Source organism: Vibrio sp. L3-7, assembly GCF_963898195.1.
GTDB classification, from domain to species: Bacteria; Pseudomonadota; Gammaproteobacteria; order Enterobacterales; family Vibrionaceae; genus Vibrio; species Vibrio echinoideorum.
Genome location: NZ_CAWQUW010000007.1, coordinates 61,084 through 80,535, shown reverse-complemented (window position 1 = coordinate 80,535; position 19,452 = coordinate 61,084). Strand labels below are relative to the sequence as shown.

Below are 19,452 nucleotides of genomic sequence, written 5' to 3'. Positions count from 1 at the left end.
TATTTTCTCAGTTGAATAACATTTAGTATGAGCAACACCCCGTGAAGGCGTATTGCTGCAGCTTTTGCTTATCAAATCATTGATACGAAGCAAAGCGCGGTATTCTGAGGCTTTTCCCCACATTCAGCAACTAAATTCTAATCATTGACCATATTCAACTTAGATAACTTGACGCTTCTGTTGATACATTTTGTCATCAGCGGCTTTCAAGAGACCATCCACATCATTGAAGCTATCGTCATAACTCACCCAACCGACACTGATTCTCAGGTAGATCGAGTGTGATTCATAGACAACCGGCGTTTCGCAAATCGCACATTGCAGTTTCTTCGTAATCGATGCCACATGTTGCTCATCGACAATGCGAGGTAATAGCACTAAAAATTCGTCTCCGCCCATCCTTGCGACAATATCAGAAGTACGCAATTTACTCTTTATTCGCTTGGCGCATTCAATTAAAACTTTATCGCCCGCGACATGACCATAAGTATCATTGATCGCCTTAAACCCATCGAGATCAATGTTAACCACAGCAAAGGATTTTGTTTTCTGCTTTTTGACTGTTTTGAACGCTTGCTTGAGGCTATACATGAAATAACGGCGGTTAGGCAACATTGTCAGCTCATCATGCATTGAGCGACTATCTGCAATGCGATAAAGTCGATAGATGGTAAAGAAAGCCATCGCAAGAACAAGCATAAGGGTATAACCCACTAGCCTGACAATTTGGATTCGATACCAAGGCACATCCATGAGAACATGTTCATTCCCGGATAAGGCAAGGTACCACCCACCATATGGAAAGTTTACTTGCTCAGTCGTAAAAGCATTATTGAACACATCTTGCTTGCCATAGAAAACGGCGCCTTCTTTTCCTGCGCTATTTGCTCCACGTATTGCTAATTCATATTTTTTTTCAATCTTGCCAACACCGACATCTTCAAACAACTCATCTAAGTCAATCACGGCGCTCGACACACCCCAATAATCTTGGTTGAAGGGAGGATCTCTAAAGATAGGTGTACGTGTAATCAACGCTTGACCACCTTGGAATAACTCAAATGGGCCAGCGATAAATGTATTACCGATATTACGAGCGATCTCAACCGACTCCCACTGAATTGGGTAGTCACGGTAATCAATACCGAGGATCTGCTCATTACCTTCCATTGGATAAACGAAATTAAGTACATCGTTTTCGGCTAGGCCGATCAATCGAATATGAAAGCCATCTCGAATAATATTTTGCGCGATCTGATCCCAACCTTTTTGGTCACCATTTGGGTTGATGGTCACAAGAGTAGAGAAATTGTTGAGGACATACATATCTGAGACGATCGTCGCTTCTATACGAGACCGAATAATAGATAGCTGTTTCTTTGCCTCTGAATAGGATTCATTTTTAAGGAAAGTTAACTGCTTGGCGTGAAAAAACTCGATAGCACTCACTACCGATAAGAAAAACAACAAAGATAACAATTTGGCAGGCCACTGCTTGCTAGAACGACTTGGCATTCACGAACCTCTAACACTTTTGTTCTGTTTACTGCCTTAACTGGCTCATTTCTGGCTTACTCTTTAAGTATGCCGCCCAGTCGTTAAAAATCCATACTTAACGTCAGGCCTCCATTCATTATTGAGCTATTCATCACTCCATAGCCAGTTAATGACACTGATTACTAAATCAAAAATCCTTAATGAACCTTATAAAGCTAACATTGTGTTGACCCAAACCTTACATTAATGGATTCATCAGTGTTATTTTATACTTACCACTAATCAGCTTGGTACATTACGAACATGAAGCTAAAAACGCTAACTCTGTGCACATTATTATCAGCCTCAGCTACAGTTGCGGTTCACGCACAAGCTACTTCTGATACGCAAGCGGCTTTCGACACACAGCGAACTGTTAACATACAAGAGAATAAGCAAGCAAAAATCGCACCAAGTGTTCAATCATCAGCTGATTATCTTCATTCTCAACAACAGTCTTTCAAACAATCTGCAGACCTCATTCGTACTACCTACGAAAGCCAACTTTATACCCTACCCGCCTTCAAAGAGGGTCACTATGGTTTGCGTATGTATCGACAAACATTAGACGATAAATATTCGGCTGCGGTATGGAGTGATATGGCACGCGTAGCAAGTAAGCTCAGCACCCTGTCGAATGATGTTCAAACCACCGAACAAATTGTACTGTACTCAGAAAAACGAGTTGCTTCCTATGTTGGCGACAACGATGAACGCAGTGTTCGACGTTACAACATCACCAAGCACATGCCAGAATACCTTTATCTTGGTGTTGATCTCCTTGGCTCTATGGCGCGTGCCAATGAATACGGGTTAGAACACAACAACGACGCCAAGCTTCGTGAAATCATTCGTCGTTATGACTTTTCTCGATACGTGACGAATGAAGACATGATAAAGGCATGGGCGGCTCAATTAGCTAATCAAGTTTACTGGTTGCGCCAACTGGGAGAACAAGATGTTGTTGATGAGTTCATCGACACCTTCCAAAAAGCGTACCCAGACGAAAAAGACAAGAAGCTTTCAAGCCAGCAATACGGCAATAAACTCTATGGTATGACACACGTCATCTTTGGCGACTCAGAGTACTATCAGCATCAAGTGAGCGAACACGATCACCAATGGATCTACGATTACTTTAGAGAAAACATCGATACGATTCTGCTGCGCGCTAAAGAAGATGTGATTGCTGAGGTTGGATTAACCTTCTTACTCGCTGGCTTAGAAGATGATCCAGTTGTAGAGAAAACCCGCCTCGCAATCCAAGCATCTATCGACAAGGACCACGGCATGATCCCTTCGATCACTGGCGATTTTGATCTTGAATACGGTGAACACCGCAACGTGTTAGCAATCATGCTACTCGATTGGCAGCAAGTGAACGAGGCTCCGACTTATGAAAGCAACCCTAAAGTGTTTACTAACATCCCTTACGGACTCGTTAAAAACCAATCGCTCAATAAGTAACAACGGTAGAGCAAATAACGTGCTTTAAATAAGCAGCGATACCTAAGTGGTCTATAGAAGCTAAAAAAGCCGCGTACCTTTCGAGGCCTGCGGCTTTTTAATGCTTACTACAACATCACTCGGCTCAGGCTCAGGCTCAGGTTCAGGGCGTAATTTTGTTCATCACTATTGTGAAGTCCCCTTCTGCGTAGCCCTCTATTAAAGAGACATCCTCACAGAGCGTTTTACAGAAACGATAGACACCTTGAGGGTGGTAACTCATCAAGGTATTGCGAGAAGGATATTGGCTTGAATTCAGAAGATTAAAAATCACGGTCTGATTCGCCAATCCAAACATACGAGTAATCATATTGGTCAGGTAGTCAGAGTCACGTGATATGTAATTCAGTGAACCACTGGCGACCACAATATCGTGGGCTGGTAGGTTCATGTTACTCATATCACCCGATAAAAATTCGCAGCATGCTTCGGTGTAGTTTTGCTTTGCCTTCTTAAGAAAGTCTGCATGTTGATCAACTCCAGTGTACGATTGAATGCGATAGATACTATCGAGCAGTTCAAACAACTCTCCATAACCACAGCCCAAATCCAAAACACTTTTCTTCTCAAAATCGGCCGATCGAGCGATAACTTCGAAGCGACATAATTGGCTCTCTTCGCTGGTCCAACCTAAAGACTTAGCTTTATCGCCCTGCCAACGATTAGTCTGCTTTCGATGATACCAATACACCTTAAAACGGTCACGCCAATGCATTACGAGAAATCCACCCACACTTCACGTCCACCAGCCAACTCTTGGTTATGGTATTGCCATTGATATTGCGCGAGCAGCTTTTCAGTTAGCTCAAGACCCAAGCCAAAGCCCAAATGATTATCTTCTATTGTGCCATCTGTATTGTGGTTAACTATAGTGACTTTAGAACCCGACTGGACGATATCCACAGTACCGCTGTCAGTGTGTTGAAAGGCATTTCGAATCAAGTTGGTCAGCACAATGCGAGTTAGCCCCAGTGGTAACTGACAGCGCGTATCGTCGCTTTCAAGGTTCACAATCACAGCCTTTCCACTCAGTAAGTAGGTTAAGTCATGGTTAATCTGTTGCAGTAGCTCACCAAGATGAGTGCTCTCCACGGGCAGGTCTTTATCTTGCTGTCGAGTTAACCACAACAAGGTTTCAGTCAAATCTGTCATGGTGAAACCAGCGCGCTTGATTCGGTCTATCACTTCAAGCTGCTTTTCTGGGCTCTTGCCCTTTTGAATCAACTTCTCTAGCAGCTCACTATTGGTTCTTGTGACCGCAATGGGTGTGCGTAACTCGTGGCTGGCATAACCCAAAAACTTTTGCTCTCGCTCTAAACCACTTTGAACTGAGCTTAAGCTATCGCGAATGATATTAGCTAAGGTGTTTAACTCACTAAAATGAAAATCTGGGGTTGGCTCGTTGAGGTTATCTTTATCTAACGACTTAGCCCAGTTTTTTAGCTGTTCAACGGGCGATGCGACCTTGCGAAGTATCAAAACTAAAATGGCAAAGAACAAAACAATCGCGGCTAACGCAGTCAACAAGATAGTGACAAAGTGAGGAAGCGCTTTGTCTTCTAAGAAATGATCCCGTGTTTGGTCAAACACCGCTGAAACATAGCGTTCTTCATCTCCCTTCATCACTTTCATCACAAAGTAACCCTCTTTTGGCGGTGCGAAGATTGACTTGCCAAGAACCTTTTTTGAGATGACGTTTAACTCAACATTACTCTGCTCAATATGAGATTGAATACCTTGTGGTAAATCGCTCCATTGCGTTGCAACCGTAAACTCTTGATTGGTCACCGGCTTACCCGGCTTCACGACCTCTTGCTGAGCTTGAGCAATCATAGAGCCACGCATAGCCACATCCATACCCGAGATAAAGTAGTTTATGCTCAATGCCGATAGCACCAGAATGGTCGTCACTCCCGTGACCAGAATCGCCAGCAAAACGTAGATTCTTAAACTTGGCCTAATCTTCATCCTTCTGGTAACTCCTTAATCGCAAATCCTTTGCCAGCAATGGTATGCAGTAATTTATTCTCTTGCTCGCCATCCACTTGTTTACGCAGATTAAAGATATGTACTTTTAAGCTGTTGCTGTCCGGTTGTTCATCCCCCCACACACCTTGCATGATCGTCTCTCGCGAAACTGGGGTGGGGCTAGATCGCATCAATATTTCTAATATTTTCAAAGCTGTCGGTGAAAGCTTCAAAGGGGAGTTAGCACGATAAGCTTGATGTTGTTTAAGGTCGATGTCTAAATCACAAACGGATAAGCGGCTTACCTGACCACTGCGCCGCTTTGCCAAGACTTGTGCTCGCACAATCAGCTCTTCCATTGCAAACGGCTTCACCAAATAATCATCAGCCCCTTTGGAAAAACCGGTCAGCTTGTCGTCAAGGGTATCCCGCGCTGTGAGCATCAATACTGGCGTATCAATGCCTTGTGACCTTAAGTTTTCGCAGACTTGTAAGCCGTTCATTTTTGGTAGGTTAAGATCGAGGATCACCGCATCATAGCGGTTTGTTTCAATGAGATTAAGTCCAGCTAATCCATTCGCCGCGTGGTCGCATTGAATATCTTCCAGATCTAGGTAATCAATAACCGCAGTAGCCAAATCGAGGTCGTCTTCAACCAAAAGCAGTTGAAGCTTATCTGTGAGTTTATTGGTGGCGGATTCTGCCATTATGACGACCTCTATTATTCCCTGTAATGGGGTAACTGTTAGTGAATAAAACTGATGCCGCTGAGGCTAATACCGCTGAGAGTAAGCCAGCGAGCCTTAATCCAAATGTATTTACCCTAGATGCCACCAAGCTATATCATCTTAGTCTTAATCTTAATCTTAATAGCATCTAGCCTAGCCTTTATTAAGCGGTTTGTTCAACGCCTTTAACTCTATGAGTCACTTTAAGTATCAGTGACTTAATTTCGCACTGAATCATTAATAACGCTGGAGTCAAAATCAACGTAATGAACGTAGCAAACAAAATACCATAACCTAACGCAGCAGCGGCTGGAATAAGGAACTGAGCCTGTAAAGACGTTTCGCTCAATAATGGCGTTAAACCTGCGAACGTAGTAACCGATGTTAACAACACCGCTCTTAGTCGCCCAGAACACGCTTCAACAATCGCATCATGAACCGATTTACCTTGCTCTTTGATTAGCTCATTGAAACGAGAAACCAACAACAAGCTGTCATTCACCACCACACCACTTAAGGCAAGAATACCGTTTAACGATAGGATACTGATTGTTAAGTCATTCCACCAGTGTCCTAAGATTGCACCCACAATACCAAATGGAATTGCCGTCATGATGATCACTGGCTGAATGTAAGACTTCAATGGGATAGCAAGTAAGGTATAGATAGCAATCATCGCGAGTACAAACATGCTCATCATTGAACTGGCCGTCTCTTCTTGCTCCTCGGTTTCGCCTGCAAAATCGACCGTTAATCCTGGATATTGCGCTTCTAAATCGGGAACCAAAGTATCTTGCAGTTGATGAACCAATTCTGCAGGTGCAACGACGTCTTTGTCCAATACTGCACTGATGTAAACCGCGCGTTGGCTATCAATACGTGTGATCTCTGATACTTGGTAATCTGAATGAACTTCAGCAACCGTACTCAAAGGCACAACCTTACCATCGTTGGTTCTCACACTAGATTGCTTGATATCAGCAATGGTTTGACGATCAGATTCTGGATAGCGAACTCGAACTTTCACTTCATCCTTACCACGTTGGAATTGCTGAACAATATCGCCACCAAACGCTTGCAGTACTTGCTGTGAAAGGCTTGCGGTATCAAAACCTAATGCACGGCCTTGTGGTGTTAATTCAAAGCGATACTGCGGCTCACCAAGGTCCAAGTTATGATCAATACCACTGACACCATCAATCGATTGAAGTTTGGTTAAAAACTCATTGCCCGCAGCCGTGACCGATTCTTCATTCCACGCTTTCAGCTCAACTTTGAAGTTGTCGACCATTTCCATTTTAGACAAAACTTTAAGTTTCTTAACGCCTTCCATTTGACCAACGGTTTCTTGCCACAAATCTGCAAATTCGTTCGACGTATAAACACTGTCACCATTCAATTCGATTCTCACTTGGCCAGAATCATCTGCATCCGCGATAACTTGAAGGCTAAGCAGTTCTGATGGTTCACCTTGAGCGCCATATTGAGCTCTCAGTGTTTCATCCGTTTCCGTCGCTGCCGCTTCAAGCACTAATAAGTTTTGCAGTGTTTGGCCAAAGCTAGCATCGTTCTGCATCGACATATCAGCTGTAACGGTGTCACCCGGCATATCAGGAAAAAAAGCCACACGAACCGCACCCGTCATCGGTAGCCCAGCAACCAAGATAAGCAGCGACAAGAAAACCATTACCACGGCGTAACGCAGTTTTAGTGCCCATTCAATAGCCGGGCAGTAGATACGCTTGTTAAACCAACCTAATCCGGTATCAGCAGCATGTTGAATACGAGCCCACAATCCCTTCTTGTCACCACGTTTAGTATTAATGTGTGCAAGATGCGATGGCAGGATGAACTTTGATTCAACCAATGACAGCAACAAGCAAATAGTAACGACGGTGCCAAATTGAGCATAAATCTGCCCCATTTTACCTTCAACATTGGCCAATGCTAAAAAGGCAACGACGGTCGTTAACACACCAAATATAGTTGGTGACGCCACCTTCATGGTCCCACGAATGGTACTTCCTATCGAGTCCCCCTCTTCTTTGCGTGTGGAATAGATACTTTCTCCTACCACCACCGCGTCATCGACTACAATTCCGAGCGCCATAATAAAACCAAAGGTCGTCATTTCATTGATGGTTAAGCCCATGAAGGTATCTGTCATGAAAAACATGGTGCCAAAGAACACAAACGGTAAACCTGCAGCCACCCAGAAAGCGACACGAACATTAAGGAATACCGCTAACACGATGAACACTAACGCAATACCCGTTAATGCATTCTTCACTAATAGACTTAAACGATCTTTGATCATGGTACTTTTGTCGTACCACGTTTCGATCTCAACATCGTTTGGCAGCATGTTGCTGCTTTCCCAACGTTCGACCACTTGCTGAGCTTGCTCAACGATGCTAACAACATCGCCGTACTCATCCATTACAATCTCAATTGCCATGGCGTTTTGCTGGTTGTAACGAGATAGAACGAAAGTATCGTCAGCAAACATGTCTTCAACGTCAGCGATATCACCCAATGTTATTTGCGTACCATCGGCCGCCGTCATAACCGGAATTGCATTGAAATCTTGCAGTTCATACGCCTGCTCAGATACCTTCAAACGAACGGTTTTTTCACCATTACGAAGGCTCGTTGAAATAGCGGCTGACGATTCCGCATTGATAGCTTCAGATACGTCTGTCAGTGTTAAGCCATATGCTTGTAGTTTATTCTCATCCACCTCGACCGAGATCATTGGATCAGCCTTAGCCTTGATTTCCAAATCACTAATCGCAGACTGGCTCAACAAGTCAGACTTCAATTGCTCAGCTAAGCTTTGTAGTGTCGCCCTGTCAGCATCACCATAGAGCTGAACCCACAACGCATGATCTTGCATTCGGGCTTTATCAATCACAGGATTGTCAGCGTCAGCAGGCAAGTTGTTAATCGCATCAACCTTGGTCTTCACGTCAGTCAACAAAGTATCGAGATTGTAGGCGCTCGTTTTTTCAATCGAAATGTGGCTACCATTCGCATCAGAGGTTGACGTTATACGCTTAATTCCAGGCACTGTTTCTAACGCATCTTCGATCTTGATTGCCAAGCCTTCTTCGGCTTGAACTGGGTCACCACTGTCGTAAGTAACAGAAACAGTCACGACATCGGGTTCAAGGCTTGGGAACGCTTCTTTACGTAATGAGTTAAGTGATAACACGCCAATAATAATTACGCCGATTAACAATAGATTCGCAGCCACGGAATTATTTGCAAACCATGCGATTGCGCCCGTATGCGGTTTGTTCGACGTCTGGTTACTATTCGCTTGGTTGTTAGATTTCAGCTCATTAGACATGATTAGCCCTCAGCCTTAGCCAGCACAGTCATGCCAGTTTTGAAGCTACTCAAAGGCCGTTTTACTATTTGAATACTGTTGCCATTTGATATTGTTTGATTACTTAATTTACTTGGATCAACATAAATCAAACCGCCCTTCTCAAACTCAACATCCACATTCAATTTAGACAGTTGGCCATTTACATCAACAAACCACAGGTCGCCCTGCTGTGAAATTGCAGACGCGGGCAGTTCCCACAATTGAGTGAGTTGCTTACCCGAGATCGTTGCTTTAACGAATGTGCCCGGATAAAGATCTTTCTGTTGTTCCAAAGGATTATCGACTTTCACGATCAACGAACGTTGACGAGTGTCTTGCTGCAAATGTTGCTCAACTCGTTCAACATAACCTTGCCATTGGTATTGACCATCAGAACTCGACAACGTTACTGACCACGGTTGTACTTTCAATTGCGTGTTATCGCTATTCGGTAAGCTCAACCATTGGCTTTCAGACAAGGGCACAGAAACCTCAACTTCATCGATACTGTATAAAGTGGCTATCTGGGTACCCGTTTGTGCATAGCTTCCCGGTTGAACATCACGGCTCACAACCAACGAATCAAAAGGGGCAACTAATGTTGTTTTTTCAAGGTCTTGCCGAGCCTTAACTAGTTCTAACTTGGCGTTTTCTAGAGCTGCGGTAACTTGTGCTAATTGGGGCTTACGCAATACCAAAGGCGAATCAGGCTCTCCGGACAAACCAGAGCGTTGCCATTCAGACTTAGCTTGTTCGCCTTGTCTCTGCTCTTCCAATAAATCCAGTTGAGCTTGAGCAACATTAGCCTTTGCTTGCGTCACTGCTTGTAGGTAACTGGTCGAATCGATATTAGCGATCACGTCACCTTCGCTAATCACTTGTCCAGTTTCGAACTGTGAACTAATCGCTTCCACTCGACCGCTAACTTCAGTCGAAAACATCAACTCATAACGCGACTTCGCTTCTCCGTATCCCACCACTTCCGCTTGGTAATCACCCAGTGTTGCGAGTATTACAGACACTTGTTGCTGCTGCGATACAGACAAAGTTGTCGTTTCAACAGGCGTCATTTCGAGAGACTGAGTGTCAACAGACATAGTTTCAATAGACTTAGTGTCAACAGCCATAGCCTGAGGCTCGGAAACCGTTAGTTCATTCGCCTTTTGAGGAGCAGGAGCCACTTGGGAACCGTTGTAAGCAAGGGCAGCAAAGATGCTTGAACCAGCCACTAGAGTGATGGCAATTGTGATGGTGTTCAGTTTCATGAAGATACTCCCAAGCCCAGAGCTAGGCCTAAATCAATTCGGTTTACGAGACGGTTATAAATGGTTTGTGTAAGCTGCGCTTCAAGGTCGTAGGTTTGTTGCTGAACAGTAAGTAGATCAAAAATGTCGACCAAACCCTGACGGTATTTCTCTTCATAGCTGGTGAAGCTGCGTTGTGCGCTCACCAAGGCATTCGTTAGGTGTTGCTGTTGAAGCGTTAATGACGACTCTTGACCCATCGCGTTCTCCACTTCATTTACCGCACTAAGCAATGTTTCTTGGTAAGCCCAGTAACTGGTTTCTGTGGTTAAGTCAGCAATCTCTGCTTGGGCTTTCAGCTTGCCACCTTGAAACAGTGGTGCCGATACTTGGCCAAGCGCACTCCACAAAGGCCCGGTAAGCAGCGCTTCGCTCGGAGATTCAGCCATATCGGTTAGGCTTGCAGATAAGCTGATCGACGGCAGCATCGCTTTGTATGCGGCATCGGCACGTAGTGTTTCCGCTTCAATATTGAAGAAAGCCGCTTGCAGATCCGGACGCCCTGCTAGATCTTGCGTCGGCATGTTGTCTAGCGGGTTAATGATGGTTGGGAATGAACCAAGCTCAGTTAATGAAGCTTGATCAGATTCACCACTCCACTGCCCGGTTAACAAAACCAATTCACGTCGGCTTTGTGCAAGCTGCTCGCGGTAATCAGCTAAAGTTGCCTGAGTCGATGCGCTGCTTGTTTTCGCGTTATCAAGATCTTCAAGGCTGCCTAGCCCTGCGCGATAACGTTCAAGAACAAGCTCTTCGTTGTTTTCTAGAATCACTAAGCGCTGCGTTTCGATATCAACAAGCTGCTGCTTCAAACTGATATCAAGCCAACCTCTCATCACACTCGCGACCAAAAGATCTTGAGCGCCCTGAAGGTTAGCTTGAGACGTCGCGATATCTTTTAATGCAGCGTTGTTTGTGTCTGCTAACTTCTGCCACAGATCCAATTCCCAACCGACGGTCACTTCGGTGGTGTAGGTTTCAGTCGTGCTTGAGCCGTTGGTGCCCTCGTCAGCTTTACCAGAAAAACTCGCATCTACGGTTGGTAGACGGTCGCCAGACGTCACACCTTGTTGCGCGTACGCTATTTTTAAGGCAGTGATACTTTGTTGAAGGCTCGGGCTGTTTTGAAGCGCACGCTCGATATAAAGATCAAGCTCTGGGGTATTCACTAAATCGGTAAGTTGCAGACTCTCAGCCTCTAGTGCTTGTTTATTAAAGGTTTGTTTATTAAAGGCTTGTTCGGCTGATGCTTGCTGTATCAACTGCGCAAGCAGCGTTTGTTGTGTCTGATTGGTATTCTGTTCAGCTAACGAAACATAATCAGCCTGACTGGTTGTGGTGCAACCAATCAAACCAATCAGAGCAAGTGAAATAAGGGAATGTTTTAAAGGAAGATTCAATTTCATCTTCTTGTCTCCTGTAAGAATGGAGACAAGATAACGAGTTGGAGGTTAAGAGAGGGTTAAGGCGAACGTTAACCCTAAAAGAAAATGCAAAAAGTGTACGTTTAAACTTCTGTTTTATGCTTCTGACTTGCTAGAAAAGAGCCCACCGATCTTATAACCAATCGCATAGCAAACCACCGCGATAGTCACAAACACCAATGCCGAGAAGAAGTACGCCACCGATGCTGCGACGCCAGTGCCCCATACGATGCTGAAGACCAAACCGAGATAAGCCTCTTGTGGCCACTGGTAGACAGGAAACTGACTACCACCAGCAATAAGATAAACCATCGCAAACAAGCCAATGAAGGTGGCAATAAGACCGATGAGAACGCGCATGTTCATGGGGAAACCTTTGATTTATTGGGCTTGGTTGCCATTATTCTTAGTCGAAAGCGGATGTGCTTAGCCGAAACCGAATATTCTTAATCGAAACCGGAGTTCTTAATCGAAGCCGAATGCTATTAATCGCAACCTAATGATATTCAAGTATATCGGATAAAAGGCACTGGCTCTATTACTCTTCAGAGTGAGCTTTTACTCGCCATAACAAGCGACAATGGTTAACGAAAGCTTGGTTATGCTTAATCAACAGGTACAAAAAAGCGAACACTCTCTTACGTTTAATCCGCAAGAAATGTGTCCGCTTTCTATTTTGTAACTTGTGTCAGTGAGCTAAATCACTGACTGCAACTTAAAGCAGGATGAAGATACCCGCTAAACAAGCACTCATTAAGTTTGCTAACGTACCTGCCGCCACCGCTTTCAAGCCTAAGTTTGCCACTTCAGCACGACGCTCTGGCGCCATAACACCAATCGAACCCAGTTGAATCGCGATAGAGCCAATGTTAGCAAAACCACACAAAGCAAAAGTCACAATCACTTGGCTGTGTTCAGATAGCAGCGCTTTATTTTCAACGAAGTCGATGAAAGCAACAAACTCGTTCATTACGATCTTCTGACCGATGTAAGAACCTGCCATGAACACTTCATCACTCGGGATACCAATTAACCATGCTAGTGGTGAGAACAGGTAACCAAAGATAGCTTGCAGGGTAATACCAGCAAAACCGAACGTTTCACCTAGGCTTTCTAGGCCCGTGTTCACCATGGCAATCACACTCACGAATGCAATCAACATAGTACCTACCGCTACTGCGACTTTCATACCATTCATCGCGCCGCTAGCCAATGCATCAATCACGTTGCTTTGGTCTGCTCTATCAAGCTCGATATGCTCGTAGTCGCTAGGCGTACTGCGCTCAGGAACAATGATCTTCGCCATCAATAAGCTACCCGGAGCCGCCATGAAACTTGCCGCGATCAAGTATTTAAGCTCGACACCAAGGCCAGCATAGCCACCAAGCACACTACCAGCTACCGATGCCATACCGCCTGCCATTACCGCAAACAGTTCAGAACGAGTCATAGACTTTAAAAATGGACGAATAAGAAGAGGAGACTCACCCTGAGAAAGGAAAATATTACCGGTTGCTACCAGCGATTCAGCTTTACTTGTCCCAAGCAGTTTTTGCACCGCTCCACCCAAGATTTGAATCACTTTTTGCATGACGCCTAAGTAATATAGCGCAGAGATTAAAGCACTGAAGAAGATAATGATTGGAAGTACGCGAATCGCGAAAATGAAACCTTCAGTAGCCAGATCACCGAATAGGAAAGCGATACCAGCGTCCGCAAAACCAAGTAGGCTTGAAACACCATTGCTCATGCTAGTTAGCGCCAATTGTCCCCACGGGAAGTACAATACCAAGGCGGCAAAACCGATTTGAAGTAGTAATGCTCGAGACACTGTTTTCCAGTTAATCGAAGAGCGACTTTCAGATAACAGGTACGCACAAGCAATCAGTGAAAGAACACCGACAAAACCAAATAGAATATTCATAATGTGTCCTAGTAATCCTTAAAGAGTAAACATGAGCCAAACGAATGACATCAAAGGAATAGGACAAAGAACCGCAAGCAAAACGCTACGCGATGAAGGAGCTAACAACGTTAGCGAATGTAACAACGAGTTGTTCATGTAAAGATCACCTTATACAAGCAGTGGAACGTAGCTGGTCCGGTCCGTGGGGTCATTCACATATCCATGTGACGGCTTGTATTGGCTAAGCACCGGCTTAAAACCGGAAGAGAAGTATAGACAGTTAAGTGAGACTTTCATCACATTTTTTAACGCAAACGATCGCGCGGTCAAGGATTAAACAAAACGCGGTGTTTATCATCATTTACGTGCTTCATAAGCTGTAAACAATCTGTATGAGTTTGAATTTGGGTTGTTAAGCCTTTAAAGGCACGAACGTAATCATTCGGTTAATTCTGTGTGATTCTTATCCCTTTTCTGTGCTCTGCCTCATTTCACGGTACTTCAAGATTCATCTTAAGTTTAGATACGTATATACTTTGTATGATCTCACCAACTCATTATCTATAAAAACTAATAGAGCTGATTAGATATAACAGCCATCGAGACTAAGAGAGGATACACGTGAAAAAAATGGAAGCTCCGCACGACATGAACAATGGAGCTAGATTCAAAACAAATAGACATGGCTATGTGACAGTAGTTGAATATTATAATACTCATACTGTTATTGTTGCGTTTGAAAATACCGGAAATATCCGCGCTATCAGTGCGGCTAAATTACGTACAGGTCAACTTACCGATCGTTCAATAGCTCCTGAGTCAATTATGATTGGGGAAAAAGTTGAATCCGTAAAACATGGTATTCTGACTATCACGCAAGTCGAGTCTGAAAATATTGTTGTACTGACGAACTCTAATAACGAAGAAATTCGCATGCTATTACCTGCAGTACAAAAAATGAAAGACAAAGTTGAAGATGTTGATAACGAAAAAATTGAAACGCCAAAACCCACCTCTCTTAGCCAATTAACAAAAAGAAGTAAGAAGACCAAAGACGTTAATAGCATGCTTAAGAAAATGCTTACCGATTACGGCAGATACGATTAATTTCTCATTTTCCTCAATAAATCCTCTCGACATTTATACCCTAACGCCTCAAATAATTAAGCACACCATTCACAATAAAATACGTTGCATATTCGAGTGAAAAGTTAAATTTGATCAAAGTCTCACTCTGTATCTTTGCTACAAATTAATAAGATCTGCATCACAATCTCATTTTGGCTTTGTGATGCAGATCTTATTGAAATGCCAATATTTCCATTACTATGATTCCACACAATAAGAGAACAAAGTTTCTCAACCCTTAAAATCCAATTGAGACAAATATTATGAAAAAGATTCTTGTAGTTTGCGGTAACGGCCTTGGTACTTCACTTATGATGGAAATGGCAGTAAAAGAAGTGGCTAAAAAAATTGGCTTCGAAGCTGAAATTGATCACGAAGATCTATCATCTGCAGCATCAAGCAACGCGGATATTTGGGTAGCCGCAACAGACATTGCAAACCAACTAAAAGAAGGCGGAAAAGAAAACATCATCAGCCTTAAAAATATTTTTGACAAAGCATCAATCGAAGAACAACTAAAAACTTTCATGTAAGGTCAAAATTATGCAAAACTTTTTCGAGTTCATGCTCGGCTTATTAAAAGAGCCAGCAATCATGGTAGGTTTAATTGCTTTCATTGGCCTTGTTGCTCAGAAAGCCGATATTTCTACTATTCTAAAAGGCACCATTAAAACCGTAATGGGTTTCCTAATTTTAGGTTTTGGTGCTGGCGCTCTTGTTGGCGCTCTAAATAACTTCTCAGTTGTATTTACAGAAGCATTCGGTGTACATGGTGTTATTCCAAATAACGAAGCGATTGTTGCATTAGCACAAGAAGCATTCGGTTACGAAATGGCTCTAATCATGTTCTTTGCATTTGTTGTGAATATTTTATTGGCTCGTTTAACTCCTTTAAAATATATTTTCTTAACGGGTCACCACACCATGTTTATGTCGATGCTAGTGGCAGTTATTCTGTCTTCAGCTGGTATCGAAGGAACCGTTTTAGTGGCTATTGGTGCAATTCTTGTCGGCACACTGATGGTTGTGATGCCTGCACTGGGCCAGAAGTACACTGAAAAAGTAATGGGTACAGACCAACTTGCTATCGGTCACTTCTCTACCCTTTCTTACATCGTATCGGGCTTCATTGGCAGCAAATTCGGTGACACATCGAAAACAACAGAAGATATCCAAGTTCCAAAAAGCTTAATGTTCCTACGTGATACGCCGGTTGCTGTTGCAACAACAATGGCTATCTTCTTCATGCTTGCATCTATTATTGCTGGCGGCGAGTTTGTAGAAACGGTTTCTAGCGGTCAAAACTGGGTCGTATTCACCTTCATGCAGTCTCTTATCTTTGCTGGTGGTGTCTACATCGTACTGCAAGGTGTGAAGATGTTGATTGCTGAAATTGTACCTGCATTTAAAGGCATTTCAGATAAGCTAGTACCAGGCGCAAAACCTGCTCTAGACTGCCCAATGGTATTCCCTGTAGCACCAAACGCGGTACTTATCGGCTTCCTTTGTTCTTTCGCAGCAGGTCTACTAGCAATGGCAGTACAAGGCGCACTTGGTTGGACAATCATTGTAGCGGGCGTAGTTCCACACTTCTTTGTAGGTGGTGCAGCTGGCGTTTACGGTAATGCAACGGGCGGTCTACGTGGTGCTATCTTAGGTTCTTTCACTCAAGGCCTATGTATCTCTTTCCTACCAATGCTTCTACTTCCAGTTCTTGGTGGCCTCGGTCTTGAAGCAACAACATTTGCTGACTTTGACTTCGGTGTCGTTGGTCTGATTCTAGGATGGATTGTTTCATGAGCCTGTTCGATTTAATTGGTAACCAAGGCGTTATCATCAACTCTGAAGAGAACCTAACGGTTGATGCTGCGCTTGATGTGACCTGTTCAACACTGCTAGCAAGTAACAAAATTGAAGCAAGCTATGTTGAAGCGATTAAGCAAAAGCATAAAGACATTGGCGCGTACTATGTTCTAGCACCAAAGATTGCGATGCCTCACGCTCGCCCAGAAGACGGCGTAAACGAAGCATCTCTTCAGGTGACGGTGTTCAAAAACGGTGTCGATTTAGAATCAGAAGACAACGGTGACGTTTACCTCTCGATTACTCTGGCGGCAATGGATTCCGATAGCCATATCCATACCATTATGGCGCTTTCAGAGCTGTTCCAAAATGATGAAGACATTGATGCCATCATCGCAGCGGAAACAGAACAAGAGATCATCGAGATCTTAAAGCGATACTAGCTCAATTTTTAGGTCTTAACCTTTAGCTCCTGCTGATGTTTAGCTCCTGAAAGCCCCCATTAAAAAAGCGATAGCCTCGGCTATCGCTTTTTTGTTTCTGGTGCTTAGTCATTTATCTAACAACATGACTGAAAACGCATGGCGAACAAGTGCATCACACCAACGCCTCACAACCAATAAGCATTCACTAGCGTTAAAACGCGTACATTCTTTTATCAGTTGATAATTCAAAACAGTATTGTGCGTGTTTTTCAAGGCACTCAAACACTTCTCGATCCAACTTATAGTTTTCGACGTAGTCCCTCAAAATAGCCATCGTCTGTTCTAACGTCATACCTGCACGATAAGGGCGTGATTGAGATAATGCTTGGAACACATCAACCACTGCGACAATCCGGCTCGGTTGGTCCAACTCTTCAGCCGTTTTTCCCATAGGGTAGCCAGAACCATCTAAGCGTTCATGATGATTGGATGCCCACTGACAAATTTGTGGAGAACTAAATAATTCCTGCAATGCAAATCGAGTGTCCGTCGCATGCCGTTTAATACAACAGTACTCTTCTTCAGTCAGTAAATCCGGCTTATGCAGAATGTTATTTGGCGTTTGCAGTTTACCTATATCGTGAACCAACCCTGCTAAATAGAGCTTTCGTTGAGTTTTATATGAATAACCCAGTTGCTTGGCTAAGTACTCAGAGAGTTGGCCTACCTTTAAGGAGTGCTTAAAAGTAAATGAACTCTTTGTATCAACAACATTGGCAATAAATTCAGCAAAGGCAACCGTCTCATCCAATGACATTTGTTGAGAAAAGAAGGGCACTGGTTCAAAGTTATCCCTCATATTTTCGATGTAGGGTATTTCCATCGAAAACCAAAAATCATCCAGATCGACCAATTCACACATATGTTGAACGAGGTTGGTTTCGAACATTTCATCCACCTGTTCAGTCAAGCATTCAATAATGCTCGCCTTGCCATCTGGAGTCAGGTTTCCATACCGATCTGAAGAAGTGATGCCGTAAAGATAGTCGACCCGGTCTGCTAACATGACAATCGCAGCCAACTCCTTTTCTAACTCGCTGATCGGCATCGCCTTAAGCTCAACCCAAGGGGTATGGTGATACAGCACCGGCTTAGCGAATATAGAAAGAACCGGGCACTCTTTTAGGATTTGATAACCCTTTTGACAATGGTGATAGCTCGCATCTGGAACAAACCCTGAAGTCAGGCTGAGCTGCTCATCAATTTGCGATACACCACAGTCGTGAATTAACCCCAATGAGAACGCAAGTTGCGCCTGTTCTTCTTCCCATCCGACACTCAGAGCACATCGATACGCGATGTAACCCACCCTTTGTCCATGATTTTTGCTTTCAAAACCGACGTTATCAAGCGCCTTCGCAATACCAAATAGAGCTTTTCTAAGGTCTACGGTTACATTCTGGCAATGTTGAATCATTATTTAAGCCTAGCATTTTTATAGTTTTTATATATTTAGGATGCCAATACTAATGCATAGCTAATGATTATATACACAACTATTGTAAGGTTTAACGAGTTTCGTGATAGAACTAACGTATCACGTAATATCCGTGCTACAAGTTGTTGCATATTGTTTATTATGCGACATTATATCCTGCTGTTAATCGTTCATTTTCAAACCAACCGAGGACAAAAACACGTATGTTCGAAACTGTTATAGACGAAGAACTCTCCATCGCATTGGTCGAAGAAAGCTTTGCTACCCATTACGCTGACTACTCACAAAGCCAAAATGAATACCTTAGCCAATGGTTAGCATGGCCACCGCACTGTAAAACAGAGCAAGACTTTAGAATTTTTATCCAGCGTTCGTTACACGATTATGCTGAAGGGAAAAGCATGACATGTGCCATCGTGTATCAAGGGAAGATCGTCGGTAACTGCAGTTTCAATACCATCGACCACAATACCAGGAAGGTAACGATTGGCTATTGGGTGTCACAGACTCAACAAGGCAAAGGCATCGTCACTCGTGTGGTTAAAAAACTGATTGATATTGCTTTCAATGAGTTAGATATGGAAAAGATTGAGATATCAGCCGCCACTGAGAACATGAGTAGCCGTAACGTTTGTGAGCGCTTACATTTCACACTGGAAGGCATCATCACTTGTAACGAGAACTTGAATGGTCGCATCATAGACCATGCTATTTATGGCCTTCATCGCTCGAAGCGATAACAACACTCGCCATTTCTATGTAGAACATAATAGAAAGCCACGACATCGACCGTGGCTTTCATTTATCTATGCATTACCCGCTGATAGATTAGTGTTGAAGGCTAATATATAAG

The 19,452-nt window shown here is 43.5% G+C and carries 16 protein-coding genes; 6 read left to right on the top strand and 10 right to left on the bottom strand.

Going from position 1 to position 19,452, the window contains the following annotated elements:
- Positions 1 to 159: 159 nt before the first annotated feature.
- Positions 160 to 1,515 carry a diguanylate cyclase gene (locus tag AACW75_RS07295; protein ID WP_017076606.1) on the bottom strand — a complete coding sequence of 452 codons (1,356 nt, stop codon included), beginning with the start codon at positions 1,513 to 1,515 and terminating at the stop codon, positions 160 to 162.
- A gap of 285 nt (positions 1,516 to 1,800) precedes the next feature.
- On the opposite strand from AACW75_RS07295, the gene AACW75_RS07290 reads away from it, so the two are divergent.
- Entirely contained in the window at positions 1,801 to 3,003 is a 1,203-nt protein-coding gene (locus AACW75_RS07290) for a DUF3541 domain-containing protein (RefSeq protein WP_145571091.1), read from the top strand.
- Positions 3,004 to 3,145: 142 nt separating this feature from the next.
- On the opposite strand, the gene AACW75_RS07285 is transcribed toward AACW75_RS07290, so the two are convergent.
- The 8 genes from AACW75_RS07285 to AACW75_RS07250 all read right to left on the bottom strand — a co-directional run bounded on the left by AACW75_RS07285 (position 3,146) and on the right by AACW75_RS07250 (position 13,763).
- The gene (locus tag AACW75_RS07285; protein ID WP_145571153.1) at positions 3,146 to 3,757 is read right to left on the bottom strand and encodes a class I SAM-dependent methyltransferase; all 612 of its coding nucleotides are present in this window, start codon (positions 3,755 to 3,757) and stop codon (positions 3,146 to 3,148) included.
- Entirely contained in the window at positions 3,757 to 5,010 is a 1,254-nt protein-coding gene (locus tag AACW75_RS07280; RefSeq protein ID WP_145571089.1) for a sensor histidine kinase, read from the bottom strand. Before AACW75_RS07280 ends, AACW75_RS07285 begins: the two co-directional genes overlap by 1 nt.
- Positions 5,007 to 5,717 carry a response regulator transcription factor gene (locus AACW75_RS07275; protein ID WP_017076602.1) on the bottom strand — a complete coding sequence of 237 codons (711 nt, stop codon included), beginning with the start codon at positions 5,715 to 5,717 and terminating at the stop codon, positions 5,007 to 5,009. The genes AACW75_RS07280 and AACW75_RS07275 overlap by 4 nt, the downstream gene beginning before the upstream one ends.
- Before the next feature lie 184 nt (positions 5,718 to 5,901).
- Positions 5,902 to 9,090, bottom strand: coding sequence for an efflux RND transporter permease subunit (locus tag AACW75_RS07270; protein ID WP_145571087.1), 3,189 nt, complete (start codon positions 9,088 to 9,090; stop codon positions 5,902 to 5,904).
- Between the two features lie 2 nt (positions 9,091 to 9,092).
- Positions 9,093 to 10,376, bottom strand: coding sequence for an efflux RND transporter periplasmic adaptor subunit (locus AACW75_RS07265; protein WP_145571085.1), 1,284 nt, complete (start codon positions 10,374 to 10,376; stop codon positions 9,093 to 9,095).
- Complete coding sequence (locus AACW75_RS07260) at positions 10,373 to 11,821, bottom strand: TolC family protein (RefSeq protein WP_145571083.1); 1,449 nt, start codon at positions 11,819 to 11,821, stop codon at positions 10,373 to 10,375. Before AACW75_RS07260 ends, AACW75_RS07265 begins: the two co-directional genes overlap by 4 nt.
- Positions 11,822 to 11,935: 114 nt before the next feature.
- On the bottom strand, positions 11,936 to 12,205 hold the full coding sequence (locus AACW75_RS07255) for a hypothetical protein (protein ID WP_145571081.1): 270 nt from the start codon (positions 12,203 to 12,205) through the stop codon (positions 11,936 to 11,938).
- Between the two features lie 349 nt (positions 12,206 to 12,554).
- Positions 12,555 to 13,763, bottom strand: coding sequence for a NupC/NupG family nucleoside CNT transporter (locus tag AACW75_RS07250; RefSeq protein WP_145571080.1), 1,209 nt, complete (start codon positions 13,761 to 13,763; stop codon positions 12,555 to 12,557).
- 612 nt (positions 13,764 to 14,375) lie between these two features.
- Between AACW75_RS07250 and AACW75_RS07245 the strand changes: the two genes are divergently transcribed.
- From AACW75_RS07245 to AACW75_RS07230, 4 genes are all read left to right on the top strand, one after another.
- A complete protein-coding gene (locus AACW75_RS07245) occupies positions 14,376 to 14,852 on the top strand; it encodes a hypothetical protein (RefSeq protein WP_186437203.1) in 477 nt (158 codons plus the stop codon).
- 284 nt (positions 14,853 to 15,136) lie between these two features.
- The gene (locus tag AACW75_RS07240) at positions 15,137 to 15,406 is read left to right on the top strand and encodes a PTS sugar transporter subunit IIB (protein WP_017076594.1); all 270 of its coding nucleotides are present in this window, start codon (positions 15,137 to 15,139) and stop codon (positions 15,404 to 15,406) included.
- Between the two features lie 10 nt (positions 15,407 to 15,416).
- Positions 15,417 to 16,673, top strand: a complete 1,257-nt coding sequence (locus AACW75_RS07235; protein WP_135458304.1) for a PTS ascorbate transporter subunit IIC — start codon at positions 15,417 to 15,419, stop codon at positions 16,671 to 16,673.
- Positions 16,670 to 17,119: a PTS sugar transporter subunit IIA gene (locus AACW75_RS07230; RefSeq protein WP_029225273.1), complete on the top strand. Its 450-nt coding sequence runs from the start codon at positions 16,670 to 16,672 to the stop codon at positions 17,117 to 17,119. Before AACW75_RS07235 ends, AACW75_RS07230 begins: the two co-directional genes overlap by 4 nt.
- Positions 17,120 to 17,312: 193 nt before the next feature.
- On the opposite strand, the gene AACW75_RS07225 is transcribed toward AACW75_RS07230, so the two are convergent.
- A complete protein-coding gene (locus tag AACW75_RS07225) occupies positions 17,313 to 18,578 on the bottom strand; it encodes an HD-GYP domain-containing protein (RefSeq protein WP_017076591.1) in 1,266 nt (421 codons plus the stop codon).
- Between the two features lie 224 nt (positions 18,579 to 18,802).
- Between AACW75_RS07225 and AACW75_RS07220 the strand changes: the two genes are divergently transcribed.
- Positions 18,803 to 19,339 carry a GNAT family N-acetyltransferase gene (locus tag AACW75_RS07220; protein ID WP_145571075.1) on the top strand — a complete coding sequence of 179 codons (537 nt, stop codon included), beginning with the start codon at positions 18,803 to 18,805 and terminating at the stop codon, positions 19,337 to 19,339.
- Positions 19,340 to 19,452 lie beyond the last annotated feature (113 nt).

Bases quoted from the DNA above. Each gene is read 5' to 3' on its own strand.
- AACW75_RS07295 (WP_017076606.1), bottom strand. From the start codon at position 1,515: ATGCCAAGTCGTTCTAGCAAGCAGTGGCCTGCCAAATTGTTATCTTTG.
- AACW75_RS07290 (WP_145571091.1), top strand. From the start codon at position 1,801: ATGAAGCTAAAAACGCTAACTCTGTGCACATTATTATCAGCCTCAGCT.
- AACW75_RS07285 (WP_145571153.1), bottom strand. From the start codon at position 3,757: ATGCATTGGCGTGACCGTTTTAAGGTGTATTGGTATCATCGAAAGCAG.
- AACW75_RS07280 (WP_145571089.1), bottom strand. From the start codon at position 5,010: ATGAAGATTAGGCCAAGTTTAAGAATCTACGTTTTGCTGGCGATTCTG.
- AACW75_RS07275 (WP_017076602.1), bottom strand. From the start codon at position 5,717: ATGGCAGAATCCGCCACCAATAAACTCACAGATAAGCTTCAACTGCTT.
- AACW75_RS07270 (WP_145571087.1), bottom strand. From the start codon at position 9,090: ATGTCTAATGAGCTGAAATCTAACAACCAAGCGAATAGTAACCAGACG.
- AACW75_RS07265 (WP_145571085.1), bottom strand. From the start codon at position 10,376: ATGAAACTGAACACCATCACAATTGCCATCACTCTAGTGGCTGGTTCA.
- AACW75_RS07260 (WP_145571083.1), bottom strand. From the start codon at position 11,821: ATGAAATTGAATCTTCCTTTAAAACATTCCCTTATTTCACTTGCTCTG.
- AACW75_RS07255 (WP_145571081.1), bottom strand. From the start codon at position 12,205: ATGAACATGCGCGTTCTCATCGGTCTTATTGCCACCTTCATTGGCTTG.
- AACW75_RS07250 (WP_145571080.1), bottom strand. From the start codon at position 13,763: ATGAATATTCTATTTGGTTTTGTCGGTGTTCTTTCACTGATTGCTTGT.
- AACW75_RS07245 (WP_186437203.1), top strand. From the start codon at position 14,376: ATGGAAGCTCCGCACGACATGAACAATGGAGCTAGATTCAAAACAAAT.
- AACW75_RS07240 (WP_017076594.1), top strand. From the start codon at position 15,137: ATGAAAAAGATTCTTGTAGTTTGCGGTAACGGCCTTGGTACTTCACTT.
- AACW75_RS07235 (WP_135458304.1), top strand. From the start codon at position 15,417: ATGCAAAACTTTTTCGAGTTCATGCTCGGCTTATTAAAAGAGCCAGCA.
- AACW75_RS07230 (WP_029225273.1), top strand. From the start codon at position 16,670: ATGAGCCTGTTCGATTTAATTGGTAACCAAGGCGTTATCATCAACTCT.
- AACW75_RS07225 (WP_017076591.1), bottom strand. From the start codon at position 18,578: ATGATTCAACATTGCCAGAATGTAACCGTAGACCTTAGAAAAGCTCTA.
- AACW75_RS07220 (WP_145571075.1), top strand. From the start codon at position 18,803: ATGTTCGAAACTGTTATAGACGAAGAACTCTCCATCGCATTGGTCGAA.